General features: G+C 27.2%; 16 protein-coding genes. All 16 read left to right on the top strand.

The features are described 5' to 3' along the window. The first annotated feature begins 2 nt into the window (after nucleotides 1-2). The 16 genes from L8W56_RS03150 to L8W56_RS03075 are packed head-to-tail and all read left to right on the top strand — an operon-like array spanning nucleotide 3 to nucleotide 19,754. Nucleotides 3-1,010 (top strand): NAD-dependent epimerase/dehydratase family protein, encoded by a 1,008-nt coding sequence (locus L8W56_RS03150; protein WP_263659408.1) that lies wholly within the window; start codon nucleotides 3-5, stop codon nucleotides 1,008-1,010. After that, nucleotides 1,003-4,278 (top strand): FkbM family methyltransferase, encoded by a 3,276-nt coding sequence (locus L8W56_RS03145; RefSeq protein WP_263659407.1) that lies wholly within the window; start codon nucleotides 1,003-1,005, stop codon nucleotides 4,276-4,278. The genes L8W56_RS03150 and L8W56_RS03145 overlap by 8 nt, the downstream gene beginning before the upstream one ends. A 9-nt stretch (nucleotides 4,279-4,287) precedes the next feature. Continuing rightward, nucleotides 4,288-5,934 carry a sugar transferase gene (locus L8W56_RS03140; RefSeq protein WP_263659406.1) on the top strand — a complete coding sequence of 549 codons (1,647 nt, stop codon included), beginning with the start codon at nucleotides 4,288-4,290 and terminating at the stop codon, nucleotides 5,932-5,934. Between the two features lie 15 nt (nucleotides 5,935-5,949). Continuing rightward, complete coding sequence (locus L8W56_RS03135; RefSeq protein WP_263659405.1) at nucleotides 5,950-6,981, top strand: hypothetical protein; 1,032 nt, start codon at nucleotides 5,950-5,952, stop codon at nucleotides 6,979-6,981. Nucleotides 6,982-7,014: 33 nt separating this feature from the next. Further along, a complete protein-coding gene (gene rfbC, locus L8W56_RS03130; RefSeq protein ID WP_263659404.1) occupies nucleotides 7,015-7,569 on the top strand; it encodes a dTDP-4-dehydrorhamnose 3,5-epimerase in 555 nt (184 codons plus the stop codon). Continuing rightward, the gene (locus L8W56_RS03125; RefSeq protein ID WP_263659403.1) at nucleotides 7,562-8,611 is read left to right on the top strand and encodes a GDP-L-fucose synthase family protein; all 1,050 of its coding nucleotides are present in this window, start codon (nucleotides 7,562-7,564) and stop codon (nucleotides 8,609-8,611) included. The genes rfbC and L8W56_RS03125 overlap by 8 nt, the downstream gene beginning before the upstream one ends. A gap of 10 nt (nucleotides 8,612-8,621) precedes the next feature. Then, entirely contained in the window at nucleotides 8,622-9,650 is a 1,029-nt protein-coding gene (locus tag L8W56_RS03120) for a GDP-mannose 4,6-dehydratase (protein WP_263659402.1), read from the top strand. 2 nt (nucleotides 9,651-9,652) lie between these two features. Beyond that, on the top strand, nucleotides 9,653-10,672 hold the full coding sequence (locus L8W56_RS03115; RefSeq protein ID WP_263659458.1) for a dehydrogenase: 1,020 nt from the start codon (nucleotides 9,653-9,655) through the stop codon (nucleotides 10,670-10,672). Then, nucleotides 10,660-11,265, top strand: a complete 606-nt coding sequence (locus L8W56_RS03110) for a D-sedoheptulose 7-phosphate isomerase (RefSeq protein ID WP_263659401.1) — start codon at nucleotides 10,660-10,662, stop codon at nucleotides 11,263-11,265. Before L8W56_RS03115 ends, L8W56_RS03110 begins: the two co-directional genes overlap by 13 nt. Then, the gene (locus tag L8W56_RS03105; protein ID WP_263659400.1) at nucleotides 11,253-11,933 is read left to right on the top strand and encodes a nucleotidyltransferase family protein; all 681 of its coding nucleotides are present in this window, start codon (nucleotides 11,253-11,255) and stop codon (nucleotides 11,931-11,933) included. The genes L8W56_RS03110 and L8W56_RS03105 overlap by 13 nt, the downstream gene beginning before the upstream one ends. Next, a complete protein-coding gene (locus tag L8W56_RS03100) occupies nucleotides 11,908-12,501 on the top strand; it encodes a hypothetical protein (protein WP_263659399.1) in 594 nt (197 codons plus the stop codon). The genes L8W56_RS03105 and L8W56_RS03100 overlap by 26 nt, the downstream gene beginning before the upstream one ends. After that, nucleotides 12,494-13,792: an HAD-IA family hydrolase gene (locus L8W56_RS03095; protein ID WP_263659398.1), complete on the top strand. Its 1,299-nt coding sequence runs from the start codon at nucleotides 12,494-12,496 to the stop codon at nucleotides 13,790-13,792. The genes L8W56_RS03100 and L8W56_RS03095 overlap by 8 nt, the downstream gene beginning before the upstream one ends. Further along, nucleotides 13,782-14,507 (top strand): class II aldolase/adducin family protein, encoded by a 726-nt coding sequence (locus L8W56_RS03090; RefSeq protein ID WP_263659397.1) that lies wholly within the window; start codon nucleotides 13,782-13,784, stop codon nucleotides 14,505-14,507. The genes L8W56_RS03095 and L8W56_RS03090 overlap by 11 nt, the downstream gene beginning before the upstream one ends. 1 nt (nucleotide 14,508) lies before the next feature. Continuing rightward, a complete protein-coding gene (locus tag L8W56_RS03085; RefSeq protein ID WP_263659396.1) occupies nucleotides 14,509-15,987 on the top strand; it encodes a sugar phosphate nucleotidyltransferase in 1,479 nt (492 codons plus the stop codon). A 30-nt stretch (nucleotides 15,988-16,017) separates the two neighbouring features. Beyond that, nucleotides 16,018-17,928 carry a hypothetical protein gene (locus L8W56_RS03080; protein WP_263659395.1) on the top strand — a complete coding sequence of 637 codons (1,911 nt, stop codon included), beginning with the start codon at nucleotides 16,018-16,020 and terminating at the stop codon, nucleotides 17,926-17,928. 20 nt (nucleotides 17,929-17,948) lie between these two features. Beyond that, nucleotides 17,949-19,754, top strand: coding sequence for a DUF2972 domain-containing protein (locus L8W56_RS03075; RefSeq protein ID WP_412175541.1), 1,806 nt, complete (start codon nucleotides 17,949-17,951; stop codon nucleotides 19,752-19,754). The last annotated feature ends 42 nt before the right edge of the window (nucleotides 19,755-19,796 follow it).

Raw genomic sequence — 19,796 nt, 5'->3', positions numbered from 1 at the left:
TTATGAATGAAATTTTAGAAAGAAGATTAAAGCTATTAGAAGATAACTTCAAATTTAATATTAATAAAATGACAAATAAAAAAATCCTTATCACCGGAGCAAATGGATATATAGGTTCAATTTTGACTTTGATTTTACATTATAACGCAAAATTATATTGTCTTGTTAGAGACAAAGATAAGATGATTAAACGTTTTCAAGAAATTTGTGGCGATATAGATAAGATTAGTATCTATGAAGATTTGCATAAAATAAAAGATAAGATTGATATTGTTATTCATTGTGCAGCGCCCACACAAAGTGATTTTTTTATTGAAAATCCTATAGATACTGTAGATATTATATATACTAATACTAAAAATATTCTAGATTTCTCAAAAAAAAATAACATTGAAAAACTTATATTTTTATCAACAATGGAAATTTATGGAGATGTAATAGGCGATAATATTGTTGAAGATGATATAGGAAAATTTAGTGTTACTAATACTAGAAATTCATATCCTTTAGCCAAACAAATTAGTGAATTTATGGTTCATTCATACTCAAAAAAATACTCATTGAGTACTGCTATAGTTAGATTAACACAGACTATTGGTCCTACAGCACAAATTAACGATAATAGGGTTTATATGGATTTTATTCGTTCGGCATTAAAAAAATCTAAAATCACATTGTTTACTAAAGGTGAAACAAAAAGAGAATATATAGATGTATTTGATGTTGCTATGGCTATTATTTTTATAGCGTGTGAGAAAAAATTATTTGAGATATACAATATATCAAATCCGAATATTTATATTAGCATTTATGATCTAGCAAAAACTATTTCAAACAAATTAAATACAGAACTTATTTTCGATTTACAAAGAGATACATCTCGGTATCTTCCACCTTTTATAAGAAAATTAAACTCTGATAAAATATATCAATTGGGTTGGAAGCCTTTATTTAGCTTAAATCAATCTCTAGATGATATGATTAATTATATTAAGGATATAAATGAATAAAATAAAAAAATACTTGTTTAAAATTTTTAGATTTTTGCCATTAAGCAAAAATAAAATAGTTTTTATCGCACATTCTGCAAGTAGATTTGATTGCAATCCTAAGGCTATTTTCGAGGAGTTGTTAAAAAATAAGGTAAAAGCTAAATATGTTTGGATTTTGAATAAAAAATTTCATAAAGAATATAAAGATAAATATCCAATGGTGTCTTTTGTTTCTCCTAGTTCTTTTAAAGCTTTTTTTCATTTAAGTACCTGTAGAGTTTTTATCAACAATCAAATCCATGTTTATTATAAAAAGATGGGATTTAATAAAAGAGCAGAGCAATTATATTTGCAAACTTGGCATGGTTCTTTTGGAATGAAGTATGTGCAGATTTCAGATGAATTAAATATAATTCGTAATGCTTGTATGGATATGGATTATTGGATAACTAACAGTGTTTTTGAAAGTATTGTATATAAAAATACTTTTGATAAAAATGCTAGGTTTTTGGAAATAGGACATGCAAGAAGTGATTTTTTATTTTCAGATTGTGTTAAAAAAATTCATAATTATTATAACCTGCAAAAGGATTTTAAAATTATACTTTATGCTCCTACTAAGAGAGATAATATATTTGATAATTATAATTTGGATTTTGTTAAATTAAAAAGTATTTTTGAGTATAAATTTAAACATAAATTTGTAATATTGGTGAGAATGCATAGAAATTTGCATTTTGAATTGAAAAATGATGATGTTATTGATGCTTTTGATTATCCTGATGTGATGGAGCTTGTTAAAGAATGTGATGTTTTGATTTCGGATTATTCTTCTATTATTTGTGATTTTGCATTGACTTACAAGCCTATATTTATCTATGCAAATGATTATGATAGTTTTATACTTACATCTAAACTTTACCATGATTACTCAAAATTACCTTTTGGTTTGGCCAAAAAATTTGACGAGTTAGAAAAAAGCATTATAAATTTTGATCATGATGTTTATAAACATGAGCTAAAGGTATGGCTAGAAAGTGTTGGATGCATAGAAGATGGTAAGGCTGGTAAAAGAATATCAAGTTTGGTTACACAGTTTATTGAAAAAGATAGAGATTTGAATCTTTATACTACTAACCAAGTTACTCTTTATATAGCAAAAATTATGGGTTTTAAGAATATTTATTTTACTTTCAGAAATATTGGAGATCAAATCATTATGATGAGGTCTTTGGAGTTGTTACATCAAAAAACTAAACAAATTTTTTTGATAGGAACCACTCTACCAGACTTGTGGAAAGAAGTAAAATTTGTAAAAGTTATTAATCTTAAAGAAATTAAATCTCATATATATCAAAAAGAACAATTTGATCTAATGGCAAGTTATGGTATAAAGCCTATTTTTTTAACACAAGAGTCGTTTAATAAAGAAAAAGGTAAATACATAAGAACCTATGGGCCTAGTCATATAGTTGCAAATGTATGCTCTAAGCTTGGGTTGGAAGGTGATATTGTGGTTGATTTAAATTTTCCTTTGAGTGAAAAAGAGAAAGCTTTTGGGCGATTTGTGCCTGAAAATAGAAAACAAATAGCTATTATTTCAGGGGGTTTGCAAAGATATAAAACATATCCATTTGAAAAATTACAAGAGGTTGTAAATTCGTTACAAGAAAAATACGATTTTATCCAAATTGGCACTAAGAAAGATTTGCTTTTAAGAGGTGCTTTGGATCTAAGAGAAAAACTGACACTACGAGAAGTTGCTAGCACGCTATATAACTCAGATTTATTTGTAGGTGGTATAGGAGGATTGATGCATATGGCTAATGCTGTAGGTTGTCCCAGTGTAGTGTTGTATAGTGAAGCTGAACCAGAATATATGGTTAATTATAATAATAACACAAATGTTTTTCCTATTGATAATACATGTGTTAAATGCACCGAAGGTAAACATTGTCCTTGGACTTCTCCTTGCAAAGCAGAAGATCAAAAGTACTCATGTATTGATAATATTCAAATAGAAGATATTATACAAGCTATTAATAAACGTATCGAGTTGCCTAGAAATTTAAATAAACCTACAATTTATCATATTAAGCAAAAAAAAGTTTATGGTTTGGAAGAGCAAAAAAAGGTAGGATTTTCTTTTCAATCCTCTAATAAACTAGGTATTTATATAGATAAGAAAAAAGATAAAGATAAAAAAGTATTACAGTTTAACTTTTTTGGTACAAAGCCAATGTCATTTTTATGGAAAAGCAAATACTATAAATTGCGCGTGTTTAATATACACTTATCATTAGATAAGGCTACCGTAAAATCTAGAATTGGTAAAAAAAAAATAATTACAAACCAAAAGCCTGATTTATTTTGTAATGTGGGGAACTTTGAGTGGATTAAAGGATTTGAAAACTATTGCAGTCAGTTTTTAAGTTTTCAAAAATATTTTGATAAAGATAGCTTGGGATTGTTGCATTATATTTTTCAAGTAAAATTGATGTCAAAAAAAACAAACAAGTCGTATGTAGAAACAAATTATTACATAAAAAAAGAAGATATAGCCATACGAAATGAGTTGGTTGGTCTTAATCACTCTGTGGGTAAAGTGTTCTTTGAAGGTCAGCCTATGGACATGTATATTTATAATGGTTATATTACTTTAATGAAAGTTCAAAATTCCTATGTTTTGTCACATAATTGTTTTATTAGAGAAAATTATAATACCTATATTAAAAACAATGATATTGTTGATATAGGCACGGGAAATGGTTTAAGTAGTTTATACTTGAGTGAATACACTGATAAATTTGTTTATTCTTTTGAAGCTTCTAGTAAAGTGTATGAGTTGTTTCAAGAGTGTATAAAATTAAATAACAAACAAGATAAGATTGTATCTTGCAATGTGGCAATAGGCTCTAAAAAGCAATCTGTTTATGTGGACAATAACATTAACAATAGTAACACAACAAGTTTAAGTGTAAAATCAAGTTCTATTTTAATGGACAAGTTGGATGATATCGTCAATCAGCTAAATATTCAGCCAAAAATGATTAATGTTTGGGTTAATGGAGATGAATATGAGTGTTTATTGGGAATGCATACTACCATAGAAAAATTTAGACCAATAGTTCATATTAATATATCCAAATCAGCAAAAAAATTATTTTCTGTTATTGATTTTGCAATAAAAACTTTTAATGGGTATAATTTTGAAATAAAAAAAACTATAGAACCACATATTGTTCAAGAATTATTTTTAATTGCAACTCCAAAAGAATTAAAATAAAGGATCGAAATGGGTAAGATTATAGCAGCAAGACAAGATGGATTATGTTCTAGATTAGGCGCGATTTTAAACGCAATGTATTTGGCAAAAAAAACACAAAAAGATTTTTATTATTTTTGGCCAGATTCAGAAGAGCAAATGAAAAAATGGGAAGAAAACAAAACTCAAAATAATTTCAGAAGTATTGAATGTGATAATGAAAAAAATATTTTTTCCAAAGATTTTATAGAGAGCTTTTCTATGGGTGCTTCTTTTCAAAACCCAGGGATGCCTTATGGTTTAAAACAGCACCATAGCGTGTTTAAAACTACTCTAGAAGAGTTAATAGTCAAAGATGAAGATATATATATTTCTCATATTCCTTGTTTTAATTATATTAATGATATTGATAAAAAAGATTATTATGAGAATATGAAAAATTTATGGCAGCAGATTGATTTTCATCCAAGAATTAAAAATATAATAAATAAAGCAAGAAAAATAGCTAAACAGTTAGATAATTTTACCGCAATTCATATAAGAATTGCTGATGTGGCATTAAATGAATTGTATAAAAATACAGGTTTTTTTGTTTATAAATTTTCACCTTTGGAATTGGTTTTTGAAATAATCAGGCAAAAAACAAAAGATGGTAAAATTGTTTTATTTTCGGATGATCTTGATGGCGCAAAGGTTTTACAACGTTACTGTTTTGCAAAAAAAATAGAAAATATCTTTGTAGTTGATGAATTTATAGATAATAATATCCAAGATGAAAATGATAGAGCTTTTTTTGAAATAGCTCTCATGAGTTTTGCAGAAAAAGTATATACAGGAGATTCAAATTTTTCAAAATTTGCTTCAAGGGTTGGGCTTGGAGAGGAAGCAACATACATTTCCCAAGTATTTTCAAATCAGCAAAGATATGATCTTATAATCGCTAATAGTGATAATAATCTTATTTTAAAACCTTTACAAGAAGCTTATAAATATTTGTATTTATATACAAGAGGGAGACTTATAAAAAAACCTTGGAATGAACTAGAGAATATAGCCTTCAAGGCTTTAGGATTGGATCCAGCAAATAGTTTGTATAAAATTTGCATACTAGAGTGTTTTTTGCGTCAAAAGCATTATGAAAAAGCAGAAGTATTTTTGGCTGATATTTGTAGAAATGATTTTGCGAATTTCATCAAAGATCTTCTAAATCCAATGATGATTTTTAAAGATTCTTTCTTTGAAATTCTCTCTCAAGTTCATGTCGAATATAATAAATTGCATTTGTTATATTTATTCACACTTAAAAATGACAAAAAATTACTAGGAGCACCATCTCGTATAAAAAATCATCTTGCTTATAGACTAGGACAAATTGCAGTAACAAATTCTAAAACAATAGGTGGTTATTTTAGACTACCTTTTAATTTGATAAAAGAATACAAACAGTATAATCAAGAGCAAAAAAATTATCAAATGATGATCAAGTTAAATCCAACTTTAGCTTTACCAAAATTGCAAGATTATGATGATTATCAAGAAGCAGTAAAAATTAAAAAATATTTTAGTTACAGATTAGGTGAAGCTATTATACAAGCTAATAATACTTGGTATGGTGGGGGGTATATCAAGCTGTGGTTTGAGATTTGTAGGTTAAAAAATATAATTACAAAAAATTAATTGAAAGGAAATGAAATGTTTTTTAATATAAAAAAGAATTTAAGTCTTTTTATTGAAAAAGTTGATGAGATAAAGAAAGAGGTAAGGTCTTTAAAAACAGACCTGTTAGAATTAAATAAGCTTTTTTTAGAAATTAAAAAGATAAATCGTGCATCATTGATGACTAATATTATAAATTTGGCAGATATCGATAAAAAAGACAAAGAAATTTTAGCATTACTTATGCAAAATAAATTTGACAATGTGATTATCAATAATAATGATATTTGTTTTGAAAATATAAACAAGTATTTGCAATTGGTAAAACCTGTTGATATTGATATAAAATATCTTAAAAGGGTGGGAGGAAACAAAGATGGAGGTTATGTTATGTTTACCCCCCCCCTTACACAACATTTTAATGTTGAAAATAAAGAAAATGGCAGTAAATCTATGAATGCAAAAATGCCTATAGCTGTTTCTTTGGGTGTTTCTAACTACAGCCCCTGGGATCTTGAAATGGCTAATATGGGATATAAGGTTTTACAATATGATGGTTCTATTGATAAAGGTCCTTATAATCATAGTAATATTTTATTTTTTAAAAAATATATTGGTGTTGCTTCAAAAGGCGATGTAATCAGTATAAATGACATATTATCTGAATTTGATTTTTGCGAGGATTGTCATAATATATTGCAAATTGATATCGAAAATGCAGAATGGGAGATTTTTGATAAGATTGATATGGGTTTGTTATCTAAATATTTTGCACAAATCATATTTGAATTTCATAAATGTTATCCTGATAACTATGAATTATCTCAAAAAAAAATTAATATTTTATCAAAGATTAACAAATATTATCAATCCATCCATGCACACCATCCAAATGGCGGATTAAATTATTATTGCAGAGGTATATTTTTTTCGGATTTAATTGAGGTTTCATATTTAAGAAAAGATTTACTACCAAATTTTACCAATTTTAGAAGTTATGGGAATTTAAGAAATTTAGATTTTCCAAATAATCCTACAAGGCCTGATCTGCCTATTAGGTTTAAATAATAACTTGGTATTTGTTAATAATTAGGAGGAAAGATGGCTGTAGAATTTGATATAAGAGAGTCAAAAATTTTAAAAAGAGTGTACATAATAACCCCTAATAAATTTAGAGATTTACGGGGAGAGATATGGACAGCTTTTACTGAGGACTTACTAGGTGATATTATTCCAAATGGTTTAAAATTTAAACACGATAAATTTATAAATTCGCATTTTAATGTATTGCGTGGCATACATGGTGATATTAAGACGTGGAAACTTGTTACTTGTGTTTACGGTGAGGTGCATCAAGTTGTAGTTGATTGTAGAAAAGATTCACCTACATATTTAAAATGGGAAAAATTTATTATTAATCAAGATAATCAGCAGTTAATTTTATTACCACCAAATATGGGAAATTCACACTATGTTAGTTCCAAAGATGCTGTTTATTATTATAAGCTTGCATATGATGGTGAGTATTTGGATGCACCTGATCAATTTACTTATGCTTGGAATGATGAAAGAATAGGTATTGATTGGCCAACAAATTCACCGATTCTTTCAGAAAGAGATATCTTGGCTGTAAAAAAAAGGAAAATAAATGAATAAGGATTCGAAAATTTATATTGCAGGGCATACAGGGTTAGTTGGATCTGCATTACTAAATGAATTAAAAAGACAAGGATACTCTAATATATTAGTTAAAACACATAGAGAATTGGATTTATTAAATCAATATGATGTTGATGCTTTTTTTAGAGAAGAAAAACCAGATTTTGTATTCTTCGCTGCAGCAAAGATGGGTGGAATGATGGAGCAAATTCAAAGAAGGGCAGATTTTTTATATTTAAATTTAATGATGCAAACAAATATTATACAAAGTTCTTATATATATAATGTAAAAAAAATGCTTTATTTTGGAAGTATTTGTGTTTATCCCGAAAAAGCACCTTTGCCTATTCATGAAGATAGTATGTTGACTGGAGAATTACAATATATTAATGAACCTTATGCCTTGGCCAAAATTACTGGTTCTAAGATGTGTGAATTTTACAATCAACAATATGATACAAATTTCATAAGCTTAATGCTTACATCTATATATGGTCCTAATGATAATTTTAATCTTGAAACAGCTCATGTTTTTCCAGCTATTTTTAGAAAAATTTATTTAGGAAAATTGCTAAATGAAAAACAATATAATTCTTTGTTAAATGAGCTTCAGATTGAATATTTAGATCAGGCAATGGAATATTTATCTAAAATAGGGATTACTGAAAATTTTGTGACATTATTTGGTACTGGTAATCCAAAAAGAGAATTTATTTATATCGATGATGTAGTTTCTGCGGCTATTTTTTCTATGTGCAATATTGATTACAAGGATCTTAAAAAAGATAAAAACACGCATATTAATGTTGGAACTGGGGTTGAATTTTCTATTAAGGAAATTGCTTATGAAATTGCTAAAGTTATGGAATATGATGGAGATATCTTGTTTGACTCTTCGAAGCCAGATGGTACTATGAGAAAAATCATAGATTGTTCTAGAATTAATTCTTATGGTTGGAAATGTAAGAATAGCTTAAAAGAGGGTATTCAAAAAACTTATAGTTGGTATTTAAAACAAAAAAATATTATAAAAAAGTAGAGATATAAATATGGGAACAGCATTAATTACAGGTTTTACAGGCCAAGTTGGCTCGCAAATGGCGGATTTTTTACTAGAAAATACCGACTATGATGTTATAGGTATGATGCGTTGGCAAGAACCTATGGATAATATCTATCATCTAAGCGATAGGATCAATAAAAAAGATAGAATCAGCATTTTTTATGCTGATTTGAATGATTATTCAAGTATTCAAAAGCTTTTTGAGAGCAAAAGACCGGATGTGATCTTTCATTTGGCCGCACAGTCTTACCCAAAAACCTCTTTTGATATACCTATAGAAACCTTACAAACTAATATCATAGGCACAGCAAATATTTTAGAAAATATTAGATTATTAAAAGCCAAAGATGGCTATGATCCTGTAGTGCATGTGTGTTCTTCTAGTGAAGTTTATGGTAGAGCAAAAGCAGGTATTAAGTTAAATGAAGATACAACTTTTCATGGTGCAAGTCCTTATAGTATAAGTAAAATTGGCACAGATTATTTAGGAAGATTTTACGGTGAAGCTTATGGTATAAAAACTTATGTCACTAGGATGGGAACTCATAGTGGTCCAAGACGTTCTGATGTGTTTTTTGAAAGTACAGTTGCAAAGCAAATCGCATTAATAGAAGCAGGTTATCAAGAGCCTATTATCAAAGTAGGAAATTTATCAAGCGTAAGAACTTTCCAAGATTGCCGTGATGCGATAAGGGCTTATTATTTACTCTCATTAGAAAGTGAAAAAGGAAAAGTTCCTTGTGGTGAAGCTTTTAATATAGCAGGTGAAGAAGCTTTTAAACTTCCCGAAGTCATCGATATACTTTTGAGTCTTTCTACAAGAAAAGATATTAAAGTAGAACAAGATGAAGAAAGATTGCGTCCTATTGATGCAGATTATCAAATGTTTGATAATACCAAAATCAAAAGCTATATCAACTGGAAGCCAGAAATTCCAGCTAGACAGATGTTTGATGATTTGCTAAATCATTGGAGAAAAGAAATTTCCATGGGTAGAATCCCACTAAATAGGTAGCAATCATGATAATTCGTTCTCAAACCCCATTGCGTCTAGGTTTAGCTGGTGGGGGTACTGATATAAATTTATATTGCGATCAGTATATAGGTTATGTTTTAAATGCGACGATATCTTTATATGTACATTGTACTTTAGTAGAAAGAAATGATGGGAAAATCATCTTTGATTCATCGGATACAAATGTAAAAGTAGAGTATAAAAGCAAAGTTTTTTTAGAAAATGATGGCAAGCTAGATCTTTATAAAGCAATTTACAATCGTTTAGTAAAGGACTATGTTAAAAAACCTTTGAGTTTTTCTTTGCATACTTATTCAGATGTACCAAGTGGTAGTGGGCTTGGTGGTAGTTCTACTTTGGTGGTGGGTATCATCAAGGCATTTGCTGAGTGGTTGAATTTACCTTTGGGAGAGTATGAGATCGCACGTTTAGCGTATGAGATTGAGCGAGAGGATATGGCTATAGTAGGTGGTGCACAAGATCAATATGCTGCAACTTTTGGTGGATTTAACTTTATGGAATTTTATGATCAAAAAAGAGTGATCGTTAATCCTTTGCGCATAAAAAATTGGATAGCAAGCGAGCTTGAGGCTAGAGTTTTGCTTTATTTTACAAATATTACTAGAGAAGCTAAAGATATAGAAGAGCATAAAAAAGGAAAACTAGGAGATAAAAACTCTCTTAATGCTATGCACGCGATAAAGCAAGATGCGCTAGATATGAAAGAAGCATTATTTAGAGCTGATTTTGATAAAATAGCTCAAATTTTAGGTAAGTCATGGCAGTCAAAAAAGATCATTTCTGATATAGTAAGTAATGACGAACTTGAAAGAATTTATCATTTAGCCATGGAAAATGGTGCCTATAGTGGCAAAACAAGTGGAGCGGGTGCTGGAGGGTTTATGTTTTTTATGGTTGATCCTATAAAAAAATATAAACTTAAAAAAATTCTAAATGAACAACAGGGATATGTACAAGAGTTCTACTTCACTAAAGAAGGAGCAAAATCGTGGAAAATTTAAATTTATATATAAAATCTCATTTTAGTGATTCAATTGATATTAAAACTAAGATTTTAAATGATAATGATATGATCAGCTTAATTAAAGAGGTGTCTTTAAAAGTGATCAATGCTTATAAAAATGGCAATAAAACTTTACTAGCAGGCAATGGAGGAAGTGCAGCTGATGCGCAGCATATAGCTGGGGAGTTTGTGAGTAGATTTTACTTTGATAGACCTGGTATTGCAAGCATTGCTTTAAGTACTGATACGAGTATTTTAACAGCTATTGGCAATGACTATGGCTATGAAAATTTATTCGCAAGACAAGTGCAAGCTCAAGGTGTGAGTGGAGATGTATTTATAGGAATTTCTACAAGTGGAAATAGTAAAAATATCTTAAAAGCTTTAGAAATTTGTAAAGAAAAAGGAATTTTAAGCATAGGTTTAACCGGAGCTAGTGGTGGTGCTATGAATGAACTTTGTGATTATTGTATTAAAGTACCATCATCTTGCACACCAAGGATTCAAGAAGCGCATATTTTAATAGGTCATATCATCTGCGCTATAGTAGAAGAAGAACTTTTTGGCAAGGGTTTTGATTGCAAGCTATAGTTTTAGCAGGAGGGCTTGGCACAAGGTTAAAAAGTGTAGTGCAAGATCTTCCAAAACCTATGGCGCCCATTAATGGAAAGCCGTTTTTAGCTTTTGTTTTGGAGTATTTAAAAAAACAAGGAATTACTGAAGTTGTTTTAAGTGTTTCGTATAAATATGAACTTATTCAAGAGTTCTTTAAAGATGAATTTCGAGGTATAAAAATACGCTATAACATTGAAAAAGAACTTTTGGGTACAGGTGGAGCTATAAAAGATGCCTTGAAATTGATACAAAATCAAGCTTATGTTTTAAATGGTGATACTATTTTTGATATTGATCTAAAAAAACTTGTTTTAAATGATAGTAAAATTTGTATCGCACTCAAACAAATGCAAAATTTTGACCGATATGGCACTGTAAATGTTGATGATCAAGGTATTGTAACATCTTTTGAAGAAAAGGTGTTTAAAAAGCAAGGTCTAATCAATGGTGGTATATACTTGCTAAAAAAAGATATTTTTGATGAATTTGATCTAGAGAAAAAATTTTCTTTTGAAGAATTTTTGCAAGAAAATTTTGAATTGTTAAAAATACAACCCCAAATTTTTAATGATTATTTTATCGATATAGGGATACCTGAGGATTATAGGAGATTTAATAATGATATTTTTACATCGCCAAAATAATTTAGAATCGTTTATTGAAAATTATGGCATAGAAATTGACTTGAGATATAATGAAAAATTAGTATTAAACCACGATCTACTAGAAAAAAATTCCCTGTATCCTTTTTTTAAAGAAAAAATTCAGTTTATGAAAAATATCCCCATAATTTGCAATGTGAAAGAATCGGGATTAGAAGAAAAAATTATAGAATTGCTCGGTGATAATTTTGAGTATTATTTTTTAGATTCTCAAATTCCAGACATTTTAAGGTTATCAAAAAACGGATATCAAGGTAAATTTATCATTAGAATTTCAGATGTGGAATCTTACAATAAAAAACTTATGGATATTAGTAAGCCTAAATATGTATGGGTGGATTATTCACAATTTTCTAGTTTCAATATTAAAGATTATCAAGAATTTATTTATAACATCAAACCAAAATTAGGACAAGTTGAACCTATATTGGTTTCTCCTGAGTTATATGATCTATCATATATGGAGTTTATAAAACCTATTCAAAGTATTCTACCAAAAGGATTTTCTGTGTGTACTAAAAAGCCTGAGTTATGGAGTATGTATGTTTAATTTAAGCAAAATAGCCAAAAATTATAAACTTATTATGGTTGATATTGATAATACTTTGTTTAATTATACATTTGCACATAAAAATGCTTTAGAAGTTGTAATGAAACAATATAGTTTTACGCTAGAAGATTATAATTTAGCAAAAAAGATGATTACAAAAAGAGGATTATCTGCAAATCATCATAAAAAAGAATTGTATTTTAAAATTATTTGTGAAAATAAAAATATTCATTTTTCAAAAGCTAGTGAAATGTTTGAGTTGTATGTTTCTATTTTTACAAGAAATTTAAAAGTAGATAAAACAATGTTTGAATTTTTATGTTTTATTAAAAGTCTTAATAAAAAAGTAATAGCTATAACAAACTTTTATTTTATTGAGCAAATCCATAAACTAAATTGTGCAAATTTGACAAATATGATTGATTATTTGGTATGCTCTGAAGAATTTGAGCTTGAAAAACCAAATAAAGCGCTTGTTGATAGAGCTTTAGAGCTTTATGGGAAATTTATTGATGAAGAAGAAATTATAATGATTGGAGATTCTATTGCCGATAATTTTCTAGGGGGGGGGTATAGGATAAATTATTATCCATATAATTGTTCAAAACTTCTGATCTCAATTTCTGGAAAAAGTGGAAGTGGAAAGACTACTTTGAGTAATGCTATTGATGAGATATATAAAAGTTTTATTATTAGCACAGATGGCTATCATAAATATGAAAGGCATTCTAAGATGTGGGAGAGGGTGACACACTATAACCCAGAAGCAAATAATCTTATTCAGCTAGCTATGGATATAAAACATATTTATCAAGATATAGGAAATAAACTATATATACCATTATATGATCATAAAAATGGAGTGATTGTTAAATCCGATGAGATTAAGATTAAAGATTTAGATATTGTGATTATAGAGGGTTTACACACTTTATATCAAGAGGTTATAGGAGATTTTGTAAAAATTAAAATATATATTGATTCAGATGAAGCAGATAAACAGAAGATAAATAGAGATAGTAAAGAAAGAAATTATAGTCATTCTAAGATTATAGATACTATACAAAAACGAGAGGAGGATTATAAAAAATATCTTGAAAAACAAAAAGACAATGCAAATTTTCTAATTATAGTTAGAGATGGTATTTTTAAAATATGTTTAAGGGATATATTGTTAAATGATTATTTGCAAAAAGAATATACTGGTAGATATGAGAATTTGATTCAAACCATAAAAGATATCTTTGGTTTGATTTTGAAAAATAGATGGATAGTGGAAAATGATGTATAATAATAAAAAGCTTGATGAGTGTATTAAAGACTATCAAGATTTGTGTAAAATCTTTGGCAATATTTTAGATGCCCCATCAAAAGGTGGAAATATTTCTATAAAGAATGATGAATATTTCATCATTAAGGCCTCAGGTGAGGATTTAAAAAAAGAGCATAAAATTTCTATTTTTAAAAATAATGTCAATTCTTTTTCTTATTACAAAGATTATTCTGAAGATATTGTGAAGCCATCTATGGAAATCAAAATGCATATGGTATTTAAAAATAAATATGTAGCACACTATCATCCTGTTTATATTTTACCTTATTTGTGTGCTAGGGAATACAAATTTACACATCATAAAACAATTGATTTTGTTTTACCCGGAAATGATTTATATGAAGCATTAAGTAAAAATTATTCTTATCAAGAAAATGGCATAGTGTTGTTGCGAAATCATGGCGTTGTTATTTACGCAGAGCAAATTCAAGATATAATAGAATTATATAATCAATTAAAAAGTGAATTTTTTGAACAAAATGATTTTGTATATACTCCAGATGATGCAGTTGATAAGACTAATGAGGAGTTATGGTTATTTAGAAATGCAATAGAAAATATTGCTATCAAAAAACAAATTAATCTAAACCCATTAAAAGTGAGTGAAATTGATAAATTGTTAAATTTGCCTGATGAGCAATATAGAAAAAAAATCATGGAAAGCGAGAATTAAAATGAATATTATTATACCTGCAACTGGAATAGGCAAGAGGTTTAAAGAAGCTGGATATAAAGAATTAAAACCTTTTATTAAGATTATGAAAGATAAAGTCATTTTAGATTATGTGATTAAATGTTTTGATGTTCAAAATGATATTTTTTATTTTATTGTCCAAGAGCGTGAGAAAAGTAAATTTGAAGATTTTGCTTTATCTAGAAAAATTAATGCGAAAATTATTGTTTACAAAGGGGAAAAATTAGGACCTGCTGGAAGCTTATATGGTGTGGTGTCGCAGTTGCAAGATATACTTGATGAGGAAGTTATTGTTAGCTATTGTGATTTTGGACAAGAATGGAATTATAAGGATTTTCTACAATTTGCACAAAAAAACCTAGATGTTCAGGCCATAATTCCTTGTTATACTGGTTATCATCCTCATTTATTACCTTTAGAGAATGTATATGCAGCATGTAAGGTGTATGATAATACTTATAAAGTATATGAAGTTATAGAAAAATATAATTCTAAGAATAAATTTGAAGAATACTATTCTTCTGGTATTTATTATTTTAGAACTTTAAAGTTAGCCATTGAAGCAATAAAAAAACAAATAGAAGCCAAAGATATGGTTTCCGGGGAATATTATGTGTCTGTGACTAATAATTATATAGAAAATGTTTTGTGCTATCCTTTTATAGAGAAATTTTATCAATTTGGTGCTCCAAAAGACTTTGAATATGTAAAAGAAAAACTTAACTCACAAGATGTTAATAACGAAAAAATAAAAATACAAAATACTATTATATTATCTGCTGGTAGAGGAGAGAGATTTTTAAATCTTAATTTTAACCAACCAAAACCATTTTTACCTCTTGGTAAAACAAGTATTATAGAAAATATAATTGATACTTTAAAAAATGTTGATACGAATATTATTTGCGTTGGTGCACAAGATCATGAAAAATATTGGGAAAATATAAAACAAGAAGTAAGGTTTGTTAAGCCTAATAAGATTGGTGCAGCATATTCTTACAAAGAATCTTGTGGAGATTTGTCAAGTGATGTTTTAATTCTTCCGTGTGATTTGATTGCCAAGCATGTTAATAAGGAATTTATAAGATTGCAAAAAGAATATGAGATTATTGTATTTGTTGCATGTGCTTCTAAATATAATATTAATAATCCACATTATTTTACTTGGGTAGATGGGAAAAATAATAAAATAGATAATATTTTTGTTAAAAATAGGTCCAATGATGCAAATTTAGTAATGATAGGAAGTTTTTATTTTAAGGAAAATTCTTTGTTACTAGAATATATAAATAAAATATTTCAAGAAGATGTAAAAACTAACGGTGAATTCTATATAGACAATGTGTTTGAATTGTTAATTAAAACACATAAGATAGGTTATATAATCGTTGATAATTATTTTTCTTTTGGAACTCCAGAGGAGTATTTAGAAAATAAATATTGGAAAGATTTAGCTTAATAGTTTTAATATAATTATAGGAGTATGAAGATGAAAAATATTTTAAGTGAATTAGTTGAAAAATGGGACTTTGATATCTTAGAGAAACAGTTAAAAAAAGAAAGTTGCAACAATGCATCGTATTATGTGAGTTTTTTATATAATATTGGAAAATTGAAAAAAGCTTATAAAGAATTATATCAATTAAATACATTTGGTATGGATATTAAAATTGAAAATGGTCTATCTTTTTTAGATTTTAAAGAATGTATAAATATAAATAGTTCATCTCAAAAAGTAGATTTTGATTTACTTTGTACGATAATGCATTCTTTTGATAAGTTAAAAAAAAATAAAACATTATCAGCAGAATGGATTTGTAATAGTTTTAATGAGTATATTGCTTATGGTGATAGAATCTTAAAAGCATATTATATCTCATCCACATTGAATTATCTTTTTGCTAATAAAGATATATTAAATGATTTTATATATATAAAAATAGAAAAAAAAATAAAATTTCTAGATGAATTATATCGTTATAATTCAACCGGCAGTAAGAAATATATAAAATTATTTATTAATGAATGTGGAAATATAAGAAATTTTGGAGATTCATATATACGAAAACCAAAAATCGCTGTAGGATTTATTGGTATGTTAAGGGGGGATTGGGAGAATAATTTAGCTAATTTAATAAAAGATATTTCAATTCAATATAATGCAGATTACTTTGTAGCTTCTTGGAATTGTATTTCTCGTTTTCCAGGAATGAATACAGGTGTTGCTGACTGGACACGTAGATTGTTATCTTTGGAATTTAATAAACAATTTCCGGCACCAAAGGAAGTTGCAGATAAAGTTTTGTTTTATAAGTATTTTCCAAAAGTCTATAAAGAGTTGTCTTATGCTTATGAAGAATTGGGGGTAAATAAGCAAAAATTATGCAAAAAGATGTTGAATATAAGTAATAAAATAAAAAATATTTCATTAGAAAGTCAAGCTTATTTGTCTTTGCATTTGGTTGCAGGAGAATATTCTTACTACTTATCAAATAAAGTATTTAGATTAATAGAAAATTATGAAACTATGACAAAAACAAACTATGATTATATTTTTTTAATTAGAATCGATTCTCAAATCAACGACTTAGGGTTAAAAAAAATTCATTTAAGTAATCTTGACAATAACACCTTGATAGAATTACATGGTATAGGTGGATCAATGGTTGTTGCTAAAAGAGATATTGTTAAAGTTTATACTACTATTTTAGAAAACTATAATCTGTTAAGTAAATATTGCACTATTGAAAATCCGCATCAAACGATACCATATTATTTATCAATTAATGGAATTAAAAGAATTGAAGAGCCATGTATTCGAATAAGCAACACTTATGCATTAAATGGAATTGTATTTCCGGATGTTACAAGATCTTTAGAGCAGGATTTGCATGTTTTAGGTGATACTTTTACAAAAGAACAAAAGAATAATGTGAGAGAATTTTTTTCTAATATTTATAGCTATTATTCAAGTGACTGCTCAATGTTGAAAAAAAAATATATTGTTCCTTATATTGGGAGTGCAGAGGATAATAAAAGGAAAAATAGAAGGCAAAATTTTGCTTTGGAATATATAAAAACCGAATTGCCTTTTAGGATTGGTAGTGTTATGGTCGGTATATATAAATCAAATAAATATAAATTATTATTTACACCATATATAATTCAAAAGATTATTTATGAATATGAAATTGATTTAAAAGATTATAATTTGCAATCAGATTATTGCAATGACTTAAAACTGTTACCTATTGAATATTGTGATGATTATTTAGAATCGCAAAAATTAAAAGAAAATTATATTTATAAGATAGGTGAGATGGTTTTAAAAGCACAGAGGTCTAGATTTAAATTAGGATATCTCATATTATTGTTGAAATTACTAAGAAAGCAGTATTGATGATGTGGATAGGAGCTCTAATGTATAACCCAAATAGTGCTATAGATAGAATAAAAAATTCACTTTCTTATAAATTAGGTTTTGCTATAATTGAGCATAAAAAACAACATGGGGGGGGGTATATAACCCTACCATATAAATTATACAAGATAAAACAACAGCACAAAAAAGATCAAAAACTATATAAACAAACTATTAAAATATTTCCTTATCTTGCGTATCCCAAAGTAGAATCTTGTAAAGATTATAATGAAAGTATAAAATATAAATATCATCTTTCTTATATGCTAGGAGAAGCTTTAATTAAAGCTCATAAAACTTGGTATAAAGGAGGATATTTTAAATTATCTTCTTTACTAAAAGAAAAATATAAGCTATATAAAAATATTCAAAATATTATTAACATATTACCTCAAAATTTACACTATCATTTTTACAATTCAACAATAAAAAATCATAAAATAAATATTCAAGATTTGATTGATATTTTGAAACAACATAAAGATTACAAACCTATACTAGAAAACATATTTCATAATTTTGATTTTTTTATAAAACATTTTGATCTTATCAATATTTGGTTATCTTCAAATGACTTTAAAGAAAAATACAAACAGGAAAACCATCCTTATCCTTCTTTGTTAGATCCTAAAAAACTAAATGATCAAAACGAAAAGATTAACTATAAAAGTATTCCTGCTGAACTTGCATGGGAAATGAATTTACCTTTACCAAGAACTTATCGTTTTGTTTTTATTACCGGTGGATCTTGTGGGCATATGGCAATGTTTTTGTATTTTAAAGTATTACAAATTAATAGAAATTGGACAAGTTCAATGGAAGAAGAAAAATACAAAATAGCATATAATATATTTAGTACTTCAAAAGAATACAATATATTTTCGTGCCAATGGAGCCAGACGACGAAAAAATTGTTTTATCTTGTAGATGCTGAAGTTCCTTTAGTTGTTTTATTAAGAGATCCTATTGAAAGATTAAAAAGTTTAACAAATCATATTGAAAAACATATTGCTAAATTTGATTTAACATTTAATCCAGAAGAAGTTCTTGCGAATAAATATTATAAAATGAGAGATTATCCAAGTTTGGAAAAAATTGATACCATTATTAACATTCCTAATTATTTTGATATATTTCAAAAAGTTGCATATTTTAAAAATATAACAGAAATAATTACTTTAGATATTAAAGATATTATAGGAGATAAGTGTTATAGAACTTTTTGTAATTTATCAAAAAAATTAAATTTTAATTATCCTGGAGAATGTCTAAAAGAAATTTTTATTACACCTTTTGTGTCAAAAGTAATGGATATGTTACCATTGACTTTGGTATTATATCCGACTAATCAGGACAATGAAAAAAATAAGGCTAATTATCCAATAGAAATTATAATAACCTTTAAAAAAATGATGTTATATTGTAATCAAGAGAAATTACTTGATATGAAAAAAAAGATTTTTTTTAAGAATAATTGGGATATCCAAGATGAAATTTTATTTTTAATTAATAAAAGTGATAAAGATAGATTTTTAGATGACTATTGTCTTTTTTTACATACGCAAGAATATTTAGAAAAATTTATGACAGTTTTTGAAAATAAAGTAAAAAAAGAAAGGAAAAAATTATTTAATGAAAATGATATATTGAATTATTTGAAACGCAATAAACAAATAAGAACACAATTAAAGAAAGCTTTGCATGCCGAGATATGTTTTATTAAAAACATTAACCAGAATATTATAACTTCTTGGAAATACTATCAAGAATTTGAAAGAATGTGTAAAGAGTTAGATGGTGATTAATATCAAAGAAAGATAAAAAGGATATAATTATAAAATAATTTT

The organism is Campylobacter sp. IFREMER_LSEM_CL1085 (genome assembly GCF_025772235.1).
Classification (GTDB): domain Bacteria; phylum Campylobacterota; class Campylobacteria; order Campylobacterales; family Campylobacteraceae; genus Campylobacter_D; species Campylobacter_D lari_D.
This window is presented reverse-complemented; position numbering and strand designations above follow the sequence as displayed.

Excerpts from the sequence above, each read along its gene's own strand:
- rfbC (WP_263659404.1), top strand. The coding sequence starts at position 7,015 with ATGGCTGTAGAATTTGATATAAGAGAGTCAAAAATTTTAAAAAGAGTG.
- L8W56_RS03090 (WP_263659397.1), top strand. The coding sequence starts at position 13,782 with ATGATGTATAATAATAAAAAGCTTGATGAGTGTATTAAAGACTATCAA.
- L8W56_RS03085 (WP_263659396.1), top strand. The coding sequence starts at position 14,509 with ATGAATATTATTATACCTGCAACTGGAATAGGCAAGAGGTTTAAAGAA.
- L8W56_RS03140 (WP_263659406.1), top strand. The coding sequence starts at position 4,288 with ATGGGTAAGATTATAGCAGCAAGACAAGATGGATTATGTTCTAGATTA.
- L8W56_RS03100 (WP_263659399.1), top strand. The coding sequence starts at position 11,908 with ATGATATTTTTACATCGCCAAAATAATTTAGAATCGTTTATTGAAAAT.
- L8W56_RS03150 (WP_263659408.1), top strand. The coding sequence starts at position 3 with ATGAATGAAATTTTAGAAAGAAGATTAAAGCTATTAGAAGATAACTTC.
- L8W56_RS03125 (WP_263659403.1), top strand. The coding sequence starts at position 7,562 with ATGAATAAGGATTCGAAAATTTATATTGCAGGGCATACAGGGTTAGTT.
- L8W56_RS03145 (WP_263659407.1), top strand. The coding sequence starts at position 1,003 with ATGAATAAAATAAAAAAATACTTGTTTAAAATTTTTAGATTTTTGCCA.
- L8W56_RS03075 (WP_412175541.1), top strand. The coding sequence starts at position 17,949 with ATGTATAACCCAAATAGTGCTATAGATAGAATAAAAAATTCACTTTCT.
- L8W56_RS03135 (WP_263659405.1), top strand. The coding sequence starts at position 5,950 with ATGTTTTTTAATATAAAAAAGAATTTAAGTCTTTTTATTGAAAAAGTT.
- L8W56_RS03080 (WP_263659395.1), top strand. The coding sequence starts at position 16,018 with ATGAAAAATATTTTAAGTGAATTAGTTGAAAAATGGGACTTTGATATC.
- L8W56_RS03095 (WP_263659398.1), top strand. The coding sequence starts at position 12,494 with ATGTTTAATTTAAGCAAAATAGCCAAAAATTATAAACTTATTATGGTT.
- L8W56_RS03120 (WP_263659402.1), top strand. The coding sequence starts at position 8,622 with ATGGGAACAGCATTAATTACAGGTTTTACAGGCCAAGTTGGCTCGCAA.